We start from the raw sequence: 17,009 nt of genomic DNA on the forward strand, positions 1-17,009 counted from the left end.
TCAATCACATTCAGGATACAACGGGCACGGCCTGTGACCGTCCGACTTCTGTTACTGCTTCAACGTGCTCTTTCACATTAAATACGGCGACTAACCCGGTAAGGTGATCCGCCTGGTTTGCCAGCTGATCGGTCGCAGCCGCCGCCTCTTCCACCAGTGAGGCGTTCTGCTGTGTAACCTGATCCATCTGTGTAACGGCCTGCGCCACCTGCTCAATACCACGGCGTTGTTCATCAGACGCCGAGGCAATCTCGCCCATAATGTCGTTAACCCGCATCACGGAGGTGACTATCTCGTGCATGGTCTGCGCGGCGGTATCCACCAGCGCGGAGCCCTGCTGAACCCGGGAGACCGACTCTTCTATCAGCCCTTTGATCTCTTTCGCCGCATTGGCGCTGCGGCTGGCGAGGTTTCGGACTTCACCGGCAACCACCGCGAACCCGCGCCCCTGCTCGCCGGCACGCGCCGCTTCCACCGCCGCGTTCAGCGCCAGAATATTGGTCTGGAACGCGATACCGTCGATAACGCTGATAATGTCGCCAATTTTCTGCGAGCTGGCGGCAATCTCCTGCATCGTGCTGGCAACGTGAGAAGCCTGATCGCCCCCACGTTTCGCCGTCATCGCTGCCTGTTTTGACAAGTCGGACGCCTGACGCGCGTTATCGGCGTTCTGGCTTACCGTCGCGGTCAGCTGCTCCATGCTGGCCGCCGTCTGCGCCAGCGATGCCGCCTGCTGTTCAGTGCGGGAAGAGAGGTCGTTATTGCCTGCCGCAATCTCGGAGATCCCGGTATGCATGGCGTAACTGCCCTGGCGAACGTTGCTTACCGTTTCCCGCAGCGAACTCTGCATCGCCTTCAGGCTGGCGAAAATCGCTGATATTTCATTCCTGCCATACACGGCCACCGGACGCGCCAGGTCGCCCTTCGCAATACTGTCGAAGTGACTGCTGACGATGGCCAGCGGCTGGACGATCATTTTGCGCGACCACCACAGCGAGCCGCCGGTCAGCAGGGCCGCCAGGATTACCATAGTCAGGAATATCACCCCTGACATGCGGTAACTGGTACGGCTGTCCGCACCGGCACGCGCCACAAACTGGTTAATATCCTGCTGCCATGCGTTAAAGCTGTCGTCAAACGCCGCCTGAGACGCCTGCACCGGCGCGGTCAGGAAGTCAGAAAGTTGGTTGTTCTCCAGCCACGTCGCCTGATGGTCGAGATCGCCGTACCACACATCAAAGGTCTTTTTCATGGCGACTTTGAGCGCTTTCTCTTTCTCACTGACCGCCTCCTGCGCCGTAAAAGCCTTAAACTGCGCGTCGGCCTGCTTCAGGCTGCTGCGGGCCACAACCATCAGCGCCTTAATATCCTCCGGCGGATAGCTCAGCGCGGTTAACGTCCCTGCTTTGTTCAGCGCAGTGCTTGCCTGCAACAGCACGGCACGCGTTTGTGCCAGTGCGGAGCGCTGCTGATTACTCGTCTCAACTTCCTGCAAATTCTGATAGCCATCGCGAAACGCCCAGAAAGACAACCCGTTACTGCCAACCTGCAAAACCCCACACAGGATCAGAATCAAAAACAGTGTGGTCGAGATACGAATACGATTTAACATCCACGCTCCCATCAAGCGGCAAGCAGCCGCGGTTTAATTGTCAGTCAAAATGTTTCCCAGTTTTCATCTTGTCCGGTCACCGCTGCGCGCGTACGTGCTGTCACGGGCGCCGGGGCTGCTTCGCCGTACACCGACCGCGAGCTGACCGTATTTGTTGTTTTTGAAGTAAGACGGAACGCCGAGACGGCCATTTTCAGGCGGCTCGCCTGGTCCTCCAGCGCAGCGGCCGCGGCAGCGGACTCCTGCACCAGGGCGGCGTTTTGCTGCGTCACACGATCCATTTCCGATACCGCCAGGGCGACCTGGTCAATACCACGACTCTGCTCATCCGATGCAGAGGCGATTTCACCCATGATGTCCGTCACGCGCGTCACGGCATTCACGATGTCATTCATGGTTTCACCCGCACTTTCCACCAGCACCGAGCCGGTATCCACGCGTGAAACAGAGTCTTCAATCAGAGCTTTGATCTCTTTCGCCGCATTGGCGCTGCGGCTGGCGAGGTTACGCACTTCGCCGGCGACTACGGCAAACCCGCGGCCCTGCTCGCCCGCACGCGCCGCTTCAACGGCCGCGTTCAGCGCCAGGATGTTGGTCTGGAAGGCGATGCCGTCGATAACGCTGATGATGTCGGCGATTTTCTTCGAGCTGTCGGCAATGTCATGCATGGTTTTCACCACGCCGTCGACCACCCGACCGCCGCGCTGGGCGGTGTCGGACGCGCTTTCTGCAAGCTGCGACGCCTGACGGGCGTTGTCGGCATTCTGCTTCACGGTCGCGGTGAGCTGCTCCATGCTGGCCGCCGTCTCTTCCAGAGCGGACGCCTGCTGTTCGGTACGGGACGAAAGATCGTTGTTGCCCATCGCGATTTCACTCGTGCCGGTATAGATGGCATCCGCCCCCTCGCGCACGTTGGCGACGGTATCAATCAGCGAACGCTGCATATGGTCGACGCTGGTTGCCAGCTCGGAGATCTCATTGCGGCCAATAACGGACAGCGTTTTCGTGAGATCGCCCCGGCCTATATCACGGATATGGGCAATGACGCGGCCAAGCGGGTTAAGAAGGATATGACGAATGCCGTACCACACGGCCACCAGCACAATGACCAGCGCGAGGGCGAGAACCGCCATCTGCCATTTCGCGAAACGGTAGTCGTTCTGGCTTTGCGTAAAGGCGGAGTGATAAAGCTCGCCACTGGCTTTGGCGTACTCGCCGAGCGCCGCGCCGAGGGCGTTCTGCATTCCCTGGGTCGGCTGCGCGAAATAGGCGTCCATATTGCCCTTCTCCAGGAACTGCACCAGCTCCGTGAGGCCGGCGAAGTAGGCCTGATATTTTTCATCTATGTTCGCGCTCGCCTGCGCCATTGCCGGCTGAGGGGCGATTTTTTTGAAGGCGTCGTAATGTTTCGCCGCGTCTGCCAGCGTGGCGCGCGCATTCTTCAGCAGTTCCGTTTTTGCGCTGCTCTGCTGGTTATTTGGGTCCATCATCATGCGGGCAGACGAGCGGCTCAGGTTGATACGCGTCTGCAACATCAGATCCCAGGTCGTGGTCAGTTCGCTTTGCTGCATTCGCAAATCGTTCGAGGCCGCGAAGCTGTCCTGGTTCTGTTTTAACGACGAGAAAAAGAGGCCGCCAGAAGTAAGCTGAAGAAGTGCGAAAATGACCAGCACCATCATAAGCATTGTGACAACGCGGATACGGTTCAACATACAACACCTTCTCATAGATTTATTAACGGTGTTATCGGCACAGGCCACAGGAACTTTACATTTGCGAAAGGGAAAAGCGCGGGAGTCAGAATGCGACGTCGACAATCAGCGTGTCGGTGTAGGTTCCGGCAGGCGGCGTGGCCTGGCTGGTCAGAACTTTGGCGGTGTAGTTGTAGGTACGTAAAAGCCCGTCCGTACTGACCTGCGATGAGCTGGCGCTGGCCCAGCGCTCGCTGCCGCTGCTACCCCAGCGGTTGCTGGTCGCCTCTTTGTAGATGTCGTAACTCATGAAGTTGCTGCCGCTGACCATACGACGCACGTTGTTCAGGGCATTTGCCCCATTATTAATGCCTATGGTGTAGGTGCTGCCTTTGGTACAGGTGACGGCAACCGACTGTGAAACGGTGGGAAAATTTTGCACCAGCGGCGCGCTGTTAAAATTCACGTCCGGCGTGGTCATGGTGCTGCAATCGTTGGTGACGGTCATGTTGACGAGAATGGAGGTGGTTGCCGTGCCGGTTTGCGGGGTCAGGCACGCACCGACCGCGCCAACAGCGCACACGTTGTAGTTGATGCTGAACGTTAACAACACCTGGTACGGCCCGGCAGTGACGTTCTGCCCCATTACGGTCCGGAAATAAAGGGGAATGTTGTAGCGCCTTGAACCCAGCAGCCCGAGCAGCGTGTTTCCACTCCAGGTATAGGCTTTGCTGATTTGTACTTCACTGTTTCCGCCGCAGCCGGACGCCCCGCACAGGCGCGTAGGAATGACATCGGTAATAGCCGCGTTGTCCGTACGCTTCATGGTCGCCCGGCTATTCGCAAAGACGGATGCCGAAGTGTAATTCAGCGTCACCGAGTCGTTGGTTAACAGGTTGAGAACGGTATCGCAGGTCACCACCAGCGTGCCCGTCGTTTCCACTTCTCCGGTGCCGCTGAGTGCGAACGAGGTGACGCTGCCAAACGAGGCATTCACCGTACTGACGGTACAGGCCGCCCAGCTGCCGCCGGAGCACAGCAGCAGAAGCGCGATTAACAGGCGTCTCACGGCGCCTCCCGACAGGTCAGCGGACCGTAGGTTTGCAGCTTATGCTCAGGGTTTGCGCCAACGGTCAGCGTTGCCGTACACCGTTTACCCTCCGGGGTGATGACCTCAAGCGGATTCACATCGTTGAGGTTTTCCAGCCAGGCGAGGCCGTCATAGCCGACAACCGCGCTGCTGCGGGATGCGCGTCTGACCTGGCTTCCCACCGGGATCGCATTGCCCTGCGCATCGTGCAGAATGACGCTGGCAACCCGCTCCTGCTCCATCGGGAAATCCACCAGATAACCGTTATGCCGACGAATCGCCACCCGACGCTCGGTCTCTTTCAGCCGGGTATCCGCAGGTAAGTTCAGGGTATCAATGCGGTAGCTTGCCGGGTAATAGGCGGAAACGCCGCTGACCAACAGATAACCTTTGTTATTGGTTTTACCAACCGGCTGGTTTTCGTAGCTGACGGGTACGTCCGGATGTCCGTCGGTGCTGATCACCACAAACGCATCGTTGATTTTGTTCGCCGCAAATAGCTCACCGTCCATCAGCACGACAGAACCCATCGCCTCGCCCCACCAGGTCATCATGCCCTTCTCACCGTAGCCGCCGCCCTGTAGCTCCACGTTGTTATTCCGCCAGCCGAGCGTGGCCTGCTGATAGTTACTCGACCGCGACTGGTTGGCCCAGGCCATGTTCCAGCTAAAGCCGCCGTCTGAAGGCATCGAGTGGTTGTAGTTAATGCGTTGAGTGCTGCCTGCGTCAGGAGTGTTTTCAAAGGTGACGGCCGCGCTGTCACGTTCGCCGAGGGGAACCTGCAACGACAGCGCAACCGTCCAGTCGCCCCGCTGCTGGTCACGGCTGGCAGCCAGATAAATACTGCTTGAGTCCCACAAATTACGGCTCCAGGAGAGGTTGAGCAGCTCAGTTTTTTTGCTGTCAAAACTTTCAACCCCGATCCACGCCGCGCCGATATTGCCGTAACCGCCGAGGTTAAAGGTTAAGGAATACTGGTCGGTATTGCGGCTCAGGCTGGCAACGGGGTTATCATTTTCATCATAAACGGTGGGCTGATCGTACAGGGCGAGGTTGCCGAAGCCACGGTCGCGCCGGGTATGCTGGGTCGCTACGCTAAACTCGCTGGTGTTGTACTGATAGCCCCAGTTTATCTGGCCGCCGCTATCGCCGCGCATGCGGCTTTGGGTCCACGAGGTATTTACCACGCCAAAACGCCCGAGCTTCAGCACCGTGCCCGCTCCGCCGAGCGCCAGCGACTCCGCCCCTTCCGCATGCCCCTCCAGCGTCAGCCAGTCGGTCACCCCGTAGCGATACGATCCGCTGCCCGCCGCCGGGCCATAGTCAAAATTCTCAATACCGTAGTTACGCCGCAGGCTGCCCAGCGTCACGGCGCCGTCGCTTAACCCCTGCTTAAGCAGATCGCTGCTGACATAAAACGGCAGCGTGGTACTCACCTGACGACCCAGCGCATCAGTGGTAACCAGCACCGCATCCCCGGCACCGTTGATATACGGCAGATTGGTGAGGGTAAACGGCCCCGGCTGAAGGCGGGTGGAGCCGGAACGGTAGCCATTAATAAAGAGATCGACCGAGGTCGGGACAGCCGCCTCGCCGGAAAACGCCGGCAGCGGCCAGGTCACCAGATCAGGACGCAGGGAGAAGTCGCGCCCGTAGCTGATCCCGCCCATGCGCACGCTGGTGCTCCAGCTCAGCGCATCGCTGATGACGTCCCCGACGGTCCAGGTGGTGGCATCTTCCTCGTTGGTGATCAGAAACGTTGAGTCGTAGCGCACGTACCCTTCCTGCTGCCCGCTGTTACCGGTGAAATTCTGCCGGGCGTAACCCGTCGATGAAAACGAATAATCCTCATTGAAATAGCGGAACTCGTGCCAGACCGACGCCTGGCCGCCCGTGTGCTCGGAATGGTTGGTATAAACGTCGTAATTGAGCAGCGCGCCGCGGCCATAGTGCGGCTTGCTATGCGTGTTCTGTTCGCTGAACGGCGTGATCCGCGCGGCGACCCAGTCCCGGGGGACCGTCAGCAACAGACGCTGGGCCGTGCTGTCGTACTCTGCGCGTACCGACGTAAGCGTCGAGAGATTCACCTCTCCGGCAGGCACATGCGCGGGCGGCAGCCCGGCGCGGAGCAAATCCGCGCCCGAAATAAACCAGGCGCCCTCGCGCTGCGTCACCGGCACCACCAGACCCGTGTCATAGTGGTTCAGCACCAGGGCGAGCTGGAATACTGCTTCGCCGTTCATCGTCCTTGCATCCGGCGGCGGCGGTAAACTGTCGTCACCGGTTTCGGCAAAGGCGCTGGTACTGACGCAAAGCAGGATCATCATCGCCGGTTTCAGTTGACGGGCGTCGATTGCCATTGCGTATCCCTGGCATTAATTTGCGCGCTCATCCGGTTCGGCTGATAAATCCCTGCCGGAAGCGGCCAGCTTCGGGTGCTGCCTGGCAGCACATAACCCAGCAGCCCCTCGGCAACCGTGCGTTTTTGCCCGCCCTGCTCAACCGCAACCTGGCTGAGCCGGACGTGAACATCCCCCTGATTACGGACCTGAAGCGCGGGTTTCCCCCCCTCCTGAACGACCCGCCAGCTCAGCTGTTGGGTGTTCGCCAGCGCGTGGTGTGCCCCTTCGTTGAGGGTGGGGATCCCCTGCCCATAAACAAATAAAGGAATCGAATAGCGCATTTGCAGTTTGAGGCCCATGGACGGTTCCGCTTTGGCATCCGGCTGGGGAATTTCATCCACAATAATGCGGTAGGCCTGCTCAACCCCCGACGGGATCGTCCCCTGCTTGATCAGGCGAATAAGCTGTTTACTGCCTTTAGCGATAGTCACGATCGGCGGGCTGGCGACCACATCCTGCTGGGCGGTGTAACGCTCATATCCGCCCTCCTGTTTCCAGCGCACAATGCGTATCTGCATTGTCGTGGCGCTGTTGCCCTGATTCTGGATCCACAATTCAGTTGCTCTGGCCTCTGCCGAAAGCCACGGATCGATGGGCCACAAAAGAATGGTTGCCGCTGCCTGCGCCTGGCCCGCTGCCAGAGCCGTTGCCCCCAACAGACCCACCAGGCCTGATCGCCTGAAAAATGGCTTCATCGATGTTCTCCCTTTCCTACCATGACAAGGTCACGGTGAGTTGATCTGAATATGTTCCCGGCAGGCTAAACCCCGTCAGGAGCGCGACGCCAAAAAGAGGCAGCGCGATGTTATTGCTGTTGGTATAGGTAATCGGTATGGCCTGGTTAACGCCAATTTCACTGTTCGCGGCCAGTGAGCTGCTGCTGTAGAGCCGGTAACCGACCACCTCTGTCCCGCCTGAACGCGTCATCCGCCTCACAGAGCTATAATTCTGACCGCCGTTAATGCTCATACTTAGCGCCACACCCGGTGTGCAGGCGATGGACAACGCGCCGTCGGCGACAAAGCTGGTGCTGACCGGCGTGTTGTCCACGCCATTGCGGGTTCCAAAATCCAGCGTCCCAAAGCGCCCGCCCGTGCCGGTACTCACCGAGCATCCTGGTACTACCGTCGCGCTCACCCTGAAGGACTGGGATGTCACCGCCCTGGCGTCGCAGATCATCATCAGCCCGACGATCAGGGCCAAAAAAGGGTGCACGACGCCCTCTGCGCTTTCGCGCAGACATAAACACAATGCCTTCATGGCTGAATCAGTAGGTGACGCTGACGTTAATCGTGTCGGTATAGGTTCCCGGTACAACCGTTACGCTATTGCCGCCGCCCGTTATGCGCCCGTAGAGGGTATAGCTGTTCACCCCGCCCGCTGTGGAAGCTACGGGCAACGCGGCGTTGTTAGCAATCACGTTGTTGTACCCGCTGTCGCTATAGAGGCTGTATGCCACGCCCTGTGCCGCATTGGCGGTGTTCACCAGATATCGGGCGGGTGTGCCGGGGGTGCCGACAACGGTTCCGGGTGCGGTCGCGTTGGTGTTGCCGGTGATCGCCACCGTGTAACTGGCAGTGGTACATTGAATGGTAAAGGTATTTCCGCCGCTGGCCCCGGTTAACTGGGTTGTCAGGGTGGAGAATGTCGCAGGATGGGTCCCGAAATCGAGTGTCCCGAAGTTAATGCCGTTTTGCGTTGGCGAGCCGTTGATCAAACAACCGTTCGTCAACGTCAGCGTCGCCCCGATAGTACCGCTACTGGTGACTGCCAGCGCCTGACCGACAGTCGCCGCCGTCAGCAGTGTACCCGCGCAGATAAAAAGAAGTTTTCTTTTCATTTACCACCCTCCAGAAGAAATAATGGTCCGCTTGCCATATTTTATTCATACTGTTCAGTATGTTAGCCCCGCTTAAACATTCCCCGGCGCGGTTACTGAGAATTTAGTTTATGGTTCACGCTTCAACCACTTTCAACGAAGGTGAGACACCCGCCCCCAATTAACAGACTATTAACAAACATTACAAAGAGTTAGCAAAATAAAACGGGCATTATTCTTGCTTAATCTGAGGATATATCGCGTGTAATGTGATCTGCATCACAATATATCGTTATGATAAAAACAACGAATTTCATAAAAATTAAAAACAAGTTGTAACTCACGCAGCTTTACTTCAATTTATGCCTCGAATATTTTCCTGCGCTTAAATAAAAATTTTGTATGCATCGACGCAGGAAACTCTTTTAGCGCATAGAGGATCTTTTTGTGGCAAGTGCAAACAAACTCACGCTCTTCATCGTGATTTTCATGCTGGCGGGTATTCTTTCAGGTGCGGCGATCCATGAGTATGCTTCGTCCGACGCGATACAGGCCTGGTCGGAGAACATTACGCTACTGACCGATATTTTCCTGCGGCTGATTAAGATGGTGATTGCCCCGCTGGTGTTCAGCACCCTGACGGTGGGCATTATGAAGCTGGGTGAAACGTCGACGATTGGGCGCGTCGGGGGTAAAGCGATGGTGTGGTTTATCAGCTCATCCGTGCTTTCCATTCTGGTGGGGCTGTTTATTGTTACCCTTGAACAACCCGGCAGCGGTCTGAACCTGAGCATTCCCACAGAGACGGTTGATACCGGCCTGGCCGTTAGTGGGATGTCGCTGAAAGCCTTCCTGTCACATACCATTCCAACCAGCATTGCCGGCGCGATGGCGAACAATGAGATCCTGCAAATTGTGGTCTTCTCGATGTTCTTCGGCATTGGCGGCGCGTCACTGGGCCAAAAATTCAACGCCCCGCTGGTCGCGGCGCTGGATGTGGTCTCCCACATTATGCTGAAGGTGACGGGCTACGTGATGTACGTTGCGCCGCTGGCCATTTTTGCCGCAATTTCGTCCGTCATTGCCACCCAGGGGCTGGGCATTTTGCTGAACTATGCCTCGTTTATTGGCGGTTACTATGTGGCGATCCTTCTGACCTGTCTGGTATTGCTGGCGGTAGGTTACATGGTGCTGAAAAAAGAGATTTTTCGTCTGGTGGCGATGCTGAAAGATCCGGTGCTGGTCGCGTTTACCACCAGCAGCTCTGAAGCGGCATACCCGAAAACGCTGGAGCAGTTAGCGCGCTTCGGCTGTTCACGTAATATCGCCTCTTTCGTCCTGCCGATCGGCTACTCGTTTAACCTGGTCGGCTCCATGGTGTACTGCTCGTTCGCCTCAATGTTTATCGCCCAGGCGTACAACATTCACCTGAGTTTCACCGAGGTGACGGTGCTGATGTTAACGCTGATGCTGGCCTCGAAAGGCATTGCGGGTGTACCGCGCTCGTCGCTGGTGGTGCTGGCGGCAACCATTCCGAGCTTTAACATTCCGGTGGCCGGGATCCTGCTGCTGATGGGGATTGATCATTTCCTGGATATGGGACGGTCCGCCATTAACGTGCTGGGGAACGGGATTGCGACGGCGATGCTGTCGCAGAATGAAGGGGCGCGGGAAGCGGAGGCAGAGCTGGTGGAGCAGGAGGCGTAAGGATACAAAAGAGCCGGGTGGCGCTGACGCTTACCCGGCTTCATTTTATGCTACATGATTCGCCGCAATATCCAGCAGCGCCATCTCTTCACTGTTCAGCAGCTTCTCAATATTCACCAGAATTAGCATACGCTCGCCGAGCGCACCCAACCCCGTCAGGTATTCCGTCGACAGCGTGACCGCAAACTCCGGCGCAGGACGGATTTGATCTGCGGTCAGCGACAGTACATCAGACACGCCATCCACCACGATCCCCACCACGCGCTGCCCCAGATTCAGGACGATCACCACCGTGTTATCGTTGTACTCCACATCGCCCTGGCTGAACTTCACGCGCAGGTCCACGATAGGCACAATCACACCGCGCAGGTTGGTCACACCCTTGATAAACGCTGGCGTGTTCGCAATGCGCGTTACCTGGTCGTAACCACGAATTTCCTGCACTTTCAGGATGTCGATACCGTACTCTTCATCACCTAAAGTGAAAACCAGGAATTCCTGCCCCGATGGCTCGCCCGCCAGTTTCGTTACGTTACTCATACCGGTCATGTTATTACCTTTTACTTAATCAGGCGGCTGTGTTCGCCACACGTTGTTCACGATTTAATCCCTGAAGTGCCGATACATCGACGATCAGCGCGACGCTACCATCACCCAGGATGGTGGCAGCAGAGATCCCCGGCACTTTGCGGTAGTTACTTTCCAGGTTCTTAACCACCACCTGATGCTGACCAATCAGCTGATCAACCAGCAGCGCGTAGCGGCGTCCGGCGCTTTGCAGGATCACAACGATACCCTGCGTGGCCTCGGTTTTTGCCCCGTCCACTTCGAACACTTTCCACAGTTCCACCAGCGGCAGATACTCGCCGCGTACTTCGAGCACGCGCTCCCCGCCCGCCAGCGGATGCAGATCTTCTTCACGCGGCTGGAGGGACTCCATCACCGCGTTCAGCGGCAGAATAAAGACTTCGTCCGCCACTTTAACGGACATGCCGTCAAGAATGGCCAGCGTCAGCGGCAGCAGGATACGAATCGTGGTGCCTGCACCCTGCTTAGACTGGATCTCAACGTGACCGCCCATCTCCTGAATGTTACGTTTCACCACGTCCATGCCCACGCCACGGCCGGAAACGTCGGTGACCTGCTCTGCGGTTGAGAAGCCCGGGGCAAAAATCAGCATGCCCACTTCTTCGTCCGTCATGTTTTCGTTGACCGCCATTCCCTGCGAGATCGCCTTCGCCAGAATGCGCTCGCGGTTCAGGCCCGCGCCGTCATCGGTCACTTCGATGCAGATGTTGCCGCCCTGATGTTCCGCTGACAGGATCAGGTTGCCCACGGGCGATTTTCCGGCTGCCACGCGATTTTCCGGCAGCTCGATGCCGTGGTCGAGGCTGTTACGCACCAGGTGCGTTAACGGGTCGATAATGCGTTCGATCAGGCTCTTGTCCAGCTCGGTGGAGCTGCCCATCAGCGTGAGTTCGATCTGTTTGTTGAGCTTGCCGGCCAGGTCGCGCACCAGGCGCGGGAAGCGGCTGAAGACATATTCCATCGGCATCATGCGGATGGACATCACCGATTCCTGCAAATCGCGGGCGTTACGTTGTAACTGGCCCATGCTGGTGATGAGATCGCCGTGAGTCACCGGGTCCAGCTCGTTGGAACGCTGGGCCAGCATCGACTGGGTGATCACCAGTTCACCCACCAGGTTGATTAGCTGATCCACTTTCTCCACCGCCACGCGAATGCTCGTGGACTCGCTGGAACGCGCCGCCGGTTTTTCACCGCGGGCCGGGGCAGCCGTCTCTTTTGGCACGGCTTTCAGTGCCGGGGCAGCGGCAACTACCGCAGGGGTATTCTCTGCCGGAGCTGGCGCTTCAACTGCCGCCGCCTCGGTTTCAAACGCAATCTGATCCGCTTCAATCACGAAGCACAGCACTGCCACGATGTCATCCTGACCGATCCCGCCGTCAAGCGTCGCGGCCAGGCTGTCTTTGCCCTTCACCACGTTGCTGAGCGTCGCCAGGTTCCCCAGCTCCTCTTCCAGCAGGTTGACCTCGTTCTCCTTCAGACGTGACAGCACCACGCGCAGTTTTCCTGCGGGCGCGTCAGGCGCCGTAGCGGGTTCGGCCACGGCGTCAACAACGCTCAGTTTTGCCGCAGGGACAGCGGGCGCAGACGCCTCACCTTTGGCTTCCAGCGCTAACTGACGCAGCGCGTTGCAGATGTATTCAAAGCTGGCGGCATCAGGCTCTGCCGAACTTTTATAGGCGTCGAGCTGTTCCTGCATAATATCTTTCGTTTCCAAAAACAGGTTGATAATGTCGGTATTGAGCTGCATCTCACCGCGTCGTGCTTCATCCAGCAGGTTTTCCATTAAATGGGTGGTTTCCTGCAAAATGGTAAATCCAAACGTTCCGGCTCCGCCTTTAATGGAATGCGCCGCACGGAAGATGGCATTGAGCTGTTCTGAGTCCGGCGCCTCGGGCACCAGATCCAGCAAATGTTGCTCCATATCGGCCAACAATTCGTCGGCTTCATCAAAAAATGTCTGGTAAAAATCGGTAATATCCATGCTCACGCTATCACCTCGGATTGGCTGGTGGCGATGTTGGAACGGCAGCCGAAGGGACGGCCCCAGGCTGTTTTAAATCGTCCAGTGACTCATTCTGACTTTCGGCGTTTTCATGCAGGATGGCCTGCTCCGCCTGCTGGTTCAGCACTAAAAGACTGATACGACGGTTGATGGCGTCATCCGGTCCGCGGTCGGTAAGGCGCATGGTTGCAGCCATGCCGACCACGCGCAGGACCTTGCCATCATCAAGCCCACCCGCCACCAGCTCGCGACGCGAGGCGTTGGCGCGATCGGCAGAAAGCTCCCAGTTGCTGTATCCTTTCTCTCCCGTGGCGTACGGGAAATCATCCGTGTGTCCGGACAGGCTAATGCGGTTAGGAATACCGTTCAGTACCGGTGCAATCGCACGCAGAATATCGCGCATGTAGGGCTCGACTTCGGCGCTGCCGGTTTTAAACATCGGCCGGTTCTGGCTGTCGATGATCTGAATACGCAGCCCTTCCTGTACCAGGTCAATTTTCAGATGCGGACGCAGCGCGCGCAGCTTGGGGTCCGCTTCAATCAGCTGATCCAGGTCACCGCGCAGTTTTTTCAGGCGCGCCTGCTCCATCCGTTTTTTCAGCTCGTCGATGTTAGGCTGTTTTTTCACTTCGCCCTGCTGCTGGGTGTAATCATCACCGCCGCCGGGGATCGGGCTGTCGCTGTTCGAAATGCGCGGCCCGCCGGTGACCGCCGTCGCCAGCGGCGTCCTGAAATATTCCGCAATCTGGATAAGCTCTTTCGGGCTGGAGATGGAGATCAGCCACATCACCAGGAAGAACGCCATCATGGCGGTCATAAAGTCGGCGTACGCGATCTTCCAGGAGCCGTGAGAACCGTGCCCGTGCGCCTTATGCTTGCGCTTTTTTACGATGACGATCGGATGGGACTGGTTTTTCATACGTCCTCAGTTGTCGTCTGTTGGTTGGGGTTTTTCACCGCGCGCACGTGCTCTTCCAGTTCGATAAACGACGGACGTTCGCTGGAGTAGAGCGTCTTACGACCAAATTCGACGGCGATCGGCGGGGCATAACCGTTGAGGTTTGAGAGCAGCGTAATTTTCACGCACTGCATCATTTTGGTGGTTTCGGCGCTCTTCTGGCGCAGCACGCTCGCCAGCGGGGAGATAAAGCCGTAGGCCAGTAAAATACCGAGGAACGTCCCCACCATCGCGTGGGCAATCAGCGCGCCCAGCTCAGCCGCCGGGCGATCCGCCGAGGCCAGGGCATGTACCACGCCCATTACCGCCGCCACGATGCCGAACGCCGGAAGCGAGTCGCCCACCAGCGCCAGGCTGTTGGCCGGCACTTCGGATTCGCTCTCATGGGTTTCAATCTCTTCGTCCATCAGGGCTTCAATTTCGAAGGTGTTCATGTTGCCGCTGATGATCAGGCGCAGGTAATCGACGATAAAATCGAGCATCATCGCGTCGGCCAGAATACGCGGGTAGCTGGCGAAAATTTCGCTCTCTTTCGGGTTTTCGATGTCCCGCTCCAGCGAGAACATCCCCTGCTGACGTGACTTCGCCATCAGGCGATAGAGCAGCGCCAGCAGATCCATATACATGCTTTTGGTGTATTTCGAGCGACGAAACAGCAGCGGAATCGCCTTCAGCGTGCCCTTGATCGATTTACCGTTGTTACCAACGATAAAAGCCCCTACCCCTGCACCGCCGATGATGACAAGTTCAGCCGGTTGATAGAGTGCTCCAAGGTGCCCGCCGGTCATCATGTAACCGCCGAAAACTGTACCGAGAACTACCAGGTAACCTAATAAGATAAGCACGACATCATCCTTCCGCTAGTGACTATGGCAGGACGTTCATTTCGAGCGCGAGACCTGAACGCAGGGTAAAAAAAAGCAGCGGTAATCGCTTACCGCTGCTGGAATCTTGCCCACAGGTTCGGGTTAAACAGCGTGTTCGATCTGTTCATCCAGCAGTTGTGGAATAATATCGGCAGCATCCCGGGAAAGTTTACGTCTTTTTACGGCTCGGGATGGAGGCTGGCACAAACTACAGGCGAAGCTGCCCGCAGGCTGATGCGCGTGGGTAATAAAATTGCCGTCACAGCAGTTGCAGCGCGACAATTCAAGCATGCCGCTTTCAACAAAACGCACCAGCGTCCAGGCGCGGGTCAGCGCCAGCAGAGGTCCCTCTTCCTGCTGCGGGCATTGCTCAAGGTAAAGTTTGTAGGCTTTGATCACGGCATCAACGCCGCTGCATAAACCCGTTTTAAGCAGGTACTGCCAGGCGTTACAGAACATGGAAGCATGAATGTTCTGCTCCCAGGTCATGAACCAGTCAGTGGAAAACGGCAGCATGCCTTTTGGCGGCGGGCTACCACGCAATTCTTTGTACAGCTTGATCAGACGACCACGGCTCAACTGCGTCTCGCTTTCCAGCATTTGTAAACGCGCGCCCAGCGTGATGAGTTCCATTGCCAGCTGGATATCACGGGCTTCCTGAACAATGCTTTTTTCGCTCATTGTTAAGCCCTTTTCTTCCGGGCTACGTCATCAGGCTGGCTGATTTCGTTGAGCAGGCGGGTGGAGAGAAGAATACCGGTGTGGATTTGTTGCAGATCGTCCACGCGGGATTCCTGAGTCAGACGCGTAATGGTCTGCGGGTTATCAAAACGGAACTGGCAGACAAGTTGATTGGTTTCAGCCAGCTTGACCATTTGCGGGAGGGTTAATCCACCCAGCATGGTTGCCATCTCTTCGTTAACACCCAGACGAAACATCGCTGACGGTTTGTCCTGACTAATCAAACGCTGCGCGAGCAATAAATACGACAAATTGATGTCATAAATATGTTTTAGCAACTCGGATGTATGCATTTTTCCCATCCCGAATAACCAACTATTATTTTTATGCGGAAAGACCGCACCCCGTGATGTCGCCGGGAAATCACCCGGTATAAAAAGAAAAGGCCAAATGCATAGTTGAATTTAGGTTTGTACGTCGTAAAGCGCGTGACCGGTTAACATGGCCAAAATGTCGGTTACACATTTTATCTTTTCTTACAAATAACTAAGATTTTTCCTAATTCGACGCAAACTCTACTCGTCAGTTTTGACACATACAATGCAGCCCCCCCTGGAATTTAAAAAAAATGTGATCTTCGTCACATAATTTACGCGAATGTAACCCATAAATCCATCAGCACGACTTGTAATTTGACTATTTATTGAGCAACCAAAGCTTGGTTATATTCTTGTGGAACGAATACTCATGCAGAGGGATGAGTGGATCGGGTATGAAAATTGCTATGTCGGAGAAGCGCTGCCCTTCCGCGTCTGAACGGGCGCGAACGTCAGGGAACAGCCAGAGTTAATTAAGTAAAAACAGCAGGTTAAGCTTTCAATTCGAGACAGGAGCTTCCAGGGGTCAGCATCACGCTTGCGTTGACGATCGGTTAACGCGATTTAACAGCACGGAAGGCTAAATGTGTGATTTACGTTAAGTTGTTAATTACTTTCATTTAGCGCCGCCATTTCGTTATTCTTCTTATAAGAATAATTAATGAATAATTATGATAAGGTTCACACTATTGTCGCATGTACCTCTTGCAGAAGCGGCAGATTCGCGGTAAAGCTTGAGAAACGTGTCATTCTGACATAAAAGGAGTGTGTGATGAGTTACTCCCATCTTCTTGTTTCTGTTGCGGTTTCCCCAGAAAGTCATCAACTCGTCGCCCGTGCCGTTTCCATTGCCCGCCCGAACAACGCCCGCATAAGTCTGATCACCCTGGCAGCTGAACCCGAAATGTATAACCAACTGGCAGCGCCTATGCTGGAAGATATTCGTGAGGTTCTTCAGGAAGAAACGCAGCAATTTCTGCGCGAGCTGGTTGAGCGGGCAAACTATCCTGTCCATCAGACGGTGATTGCCACCGGGGAATTAAGTGAACATATTCTCGACATTTGTCGGAAACAGAATATTGACCTGGTCATTTGCGGAAATCATAACCAGAGCTTTTTTTCCCGGGCGGCATGCTCGGCAAAATCCATCGTTTCGTCAAGCCAGGTGGATGTCCTGCTGGTGCCTCTCGGGGGCAATTAATGCCCCCGAAGG

At 56.3% G+C, this 17,009-nt stretch carries 15 protein-coding genes; 2 read left to right on the forward strand and 13 right to left on the reverse strand.

What is annotated here, in order from left to right; all coding sequences use genetic code 11:
- Window positions 1-10: 10 nt before the first annotated feature.
- The 7 genes from tap to L384_RS02735 form a co-directional block, all read right to left on the reverse strand.
- Window positions 11-1,612, reverse strand: coding sequence for a methyl-accepting chemotaxis protein IV (gene tap, locus L384_RS02765; protein WP_023324885.1), 1,602 nt, complete (start codon window positions 1,610-1,612; stop codon window positions 11-13).
- 44 nt (window positions 1,613-1,656) lie between these two features.
- Window positions 1,657-3,324, reverse strand: a complete 1,668-nt coding sequence (gene tar / locus L384_RS02760; protein WP_023324886.1) for a methyl-accepting chemotaxis protein II — start codon at window positions 3,322-3,324, stop codon at window positions 1,657-1,659.
- Window positions 3,325-3,409: 85 nt separating this feature from the next.
- A complete protein-coding gene (locus L384_RS02755; protein WP_023324887.1) occupies window positions 3,410-4,372 on the reverse strand; it encodes a Csu type fimbrial protein in 963 nt (320 codons plus the stop codon).
- Window positions 4,369-6,753: a fimbria/pilus outer membrane usher protein gene (locus L384_RS02750; protein ID WP_023324888.1), complete on the reverse strand. Its 2,385-nt coding sequence runs from the start codon at window positions 6,751-6,753 to the stop codon at window positions 4,369-4,371. Before L384_RS02750 ends, L384_RS02755 begins: the two co-directional genes overlap by 4 nt.
- Window positions 6,729-7,490 carry a fimbrial biogenesis chaperone gene (locus tag L384_RS02745; RefSeq protein WP_022651454.1) on the reverse strand — a complete coding sequence of 254 codons (762 nt, stop codon included), beginning with the start codon at window positions 7,488-7,490 and terminating at the stop codon, window positions 6,729-6,731. The genes L384_RS02750 and L384_RS02745 overlap by 25 nt, the downstream gene beginning before the upstream one ends.
- Before the next feature lie 16 nt (window positions 7,491-7,506).
- A complete protein-coding gene (locus L384_RS02740) occupies window positions 7,507-8,055 on the reverse strand; it encodes a Csu type fimbrial protein (RefSeq protein ID WP_032609535.1) in 549 nt (182 codons plus the stop codon).
- Window positions 8,056-8,062: 7 nt separating this feature from the next.
- Window positions 8,063-8,635, reverse strand: coding sequence for a Csu type fimbrial protein (locus L384_RS02735; protein ID WP_003859701.1), 573 nt, complete (start codon window positions 8,633-8,635; stop codon window positions 8,063-8,065).
- A gap of 426 nt (window positions 8,636-9,061) precedes the next feature.
- Between L384_RS02735 and L384_RS02730 the strand changes: the two genes are divergently transcribed.
- A complete protein-coding gene (locus L384_RS02730) occupies window positions 9,062-10,321 on the forward strand; it encodes a dicarboxylate/amino acid:cation symporter (protein WP_003859700.1) in 1,260 nt (419 codons plus the stop codon).
- Between the two features lie 45 nt (window positions 10,322-10,366).
- Here the strand turns inward: L384_RS02730 and cheW are convergent, their stop codons facing one another.
- The 6 genes from cheW to flhD form a co-directional block, all read right to left on the reverse strand.
- Window positions 10,367-10,870 carry a chemotaxis protein CheW gene (gene cheW / locus L384_RS02725; RefSeq protein WP_003859699.1) on the reverse strand — a complete coding sequence of 168 codons (504 nt, stop codon included), beginning with the start codon at window positions 10,868-10,870 and terminating at the stop codon, window positions 10,367-10,369.
- Window positions 10,871-10,889: 19 nt separating this feature from the next.
- Window positions 10,890-12,899 (reverse strand): chemotaxis protein CheA, encoded by a 2,010-nt coding sequence (gene cheA / locus L384_RS02720; RefSeq protein WP_003859698.1) that lies wholly within the window; start codon window positions 12,897-12,899, stop codon window positions 10,890-10,892.
- Window positions 12,900-12,903: 4 nt separating this feature from the next.
- Window positions 12,904-13,833: a flagellar motor protein MotB gene (gene motB, locus L384_RS02715; protein WP_023324889.1), complete on the reverse strand. Its 930-nt coding sequence runs from the start codon at window positions 13,831-13,833 to the stop codon at window positions 12,904-12,906.
- A complete protein-coding gene (motA, locus tag L384_RS02710; protein ID WP_023324890.1) occupies window positions 13,830-14,717 on the reverse strand; it encodes a flagellar motor stator protein MotA in 888 nt (295 codons plus the stop codon). Before motA ends, motB begins: the two co-directional genes overlap by 4 nt.
- A gap of 123 nt (window positions 14,718-14,840) precedes the next feature.
- Entirely contained in the window at window positions 14,841-15,419 is a 579-nt protein-coding gene (flhC, locus tag L384_RS02705; RefSeq protein WP_003859695.1) for a flagellar transcriptional regulator FlhC, read from the reverse strand.
- A gap of 2 nt (window positions 15,420-15,421) precedes the next feature.
- Complete coding sequence (gene flhD, locus L384_RS02700; RefSeq protein ID WP_003859693.1) at window positions 15,422-15,772, reverse strand: flagellar transcriptional regulator FlhD; 351 nt, start codon at window positions 15,770-15,772, stop codon at window positions 15,422-15,424.
- A 796-nt stretch (window positions 15,773-16,568) separates the two neighbouring features.
- Between flhD and uspC the strand changes: the two genes are divergently transcribed.
- A complete protein-coding gene (gene uspC, locus L384_RS02695) occupies window positions 16,569-16,997 on the forward strand; it encodes a universal stress protein UspC (protein WP_003859692.1) in 429 nt (142 codons plus the stop codon).
- Window positions 16,998-17,009 lie beyond the last annotated feature (12 nt).

Origin of the sequence: Enterobacter sp. MGH 38 (assembly GCF_000492855.1) — a bacterium.
Taxonomy (GTDB): Bacteria; Pseudomonadota; Gammaproteobacteria; order Enterobacterales; family Enterobacteriaceae; genus Enterobacter; species Enterobacter hormaechei_C.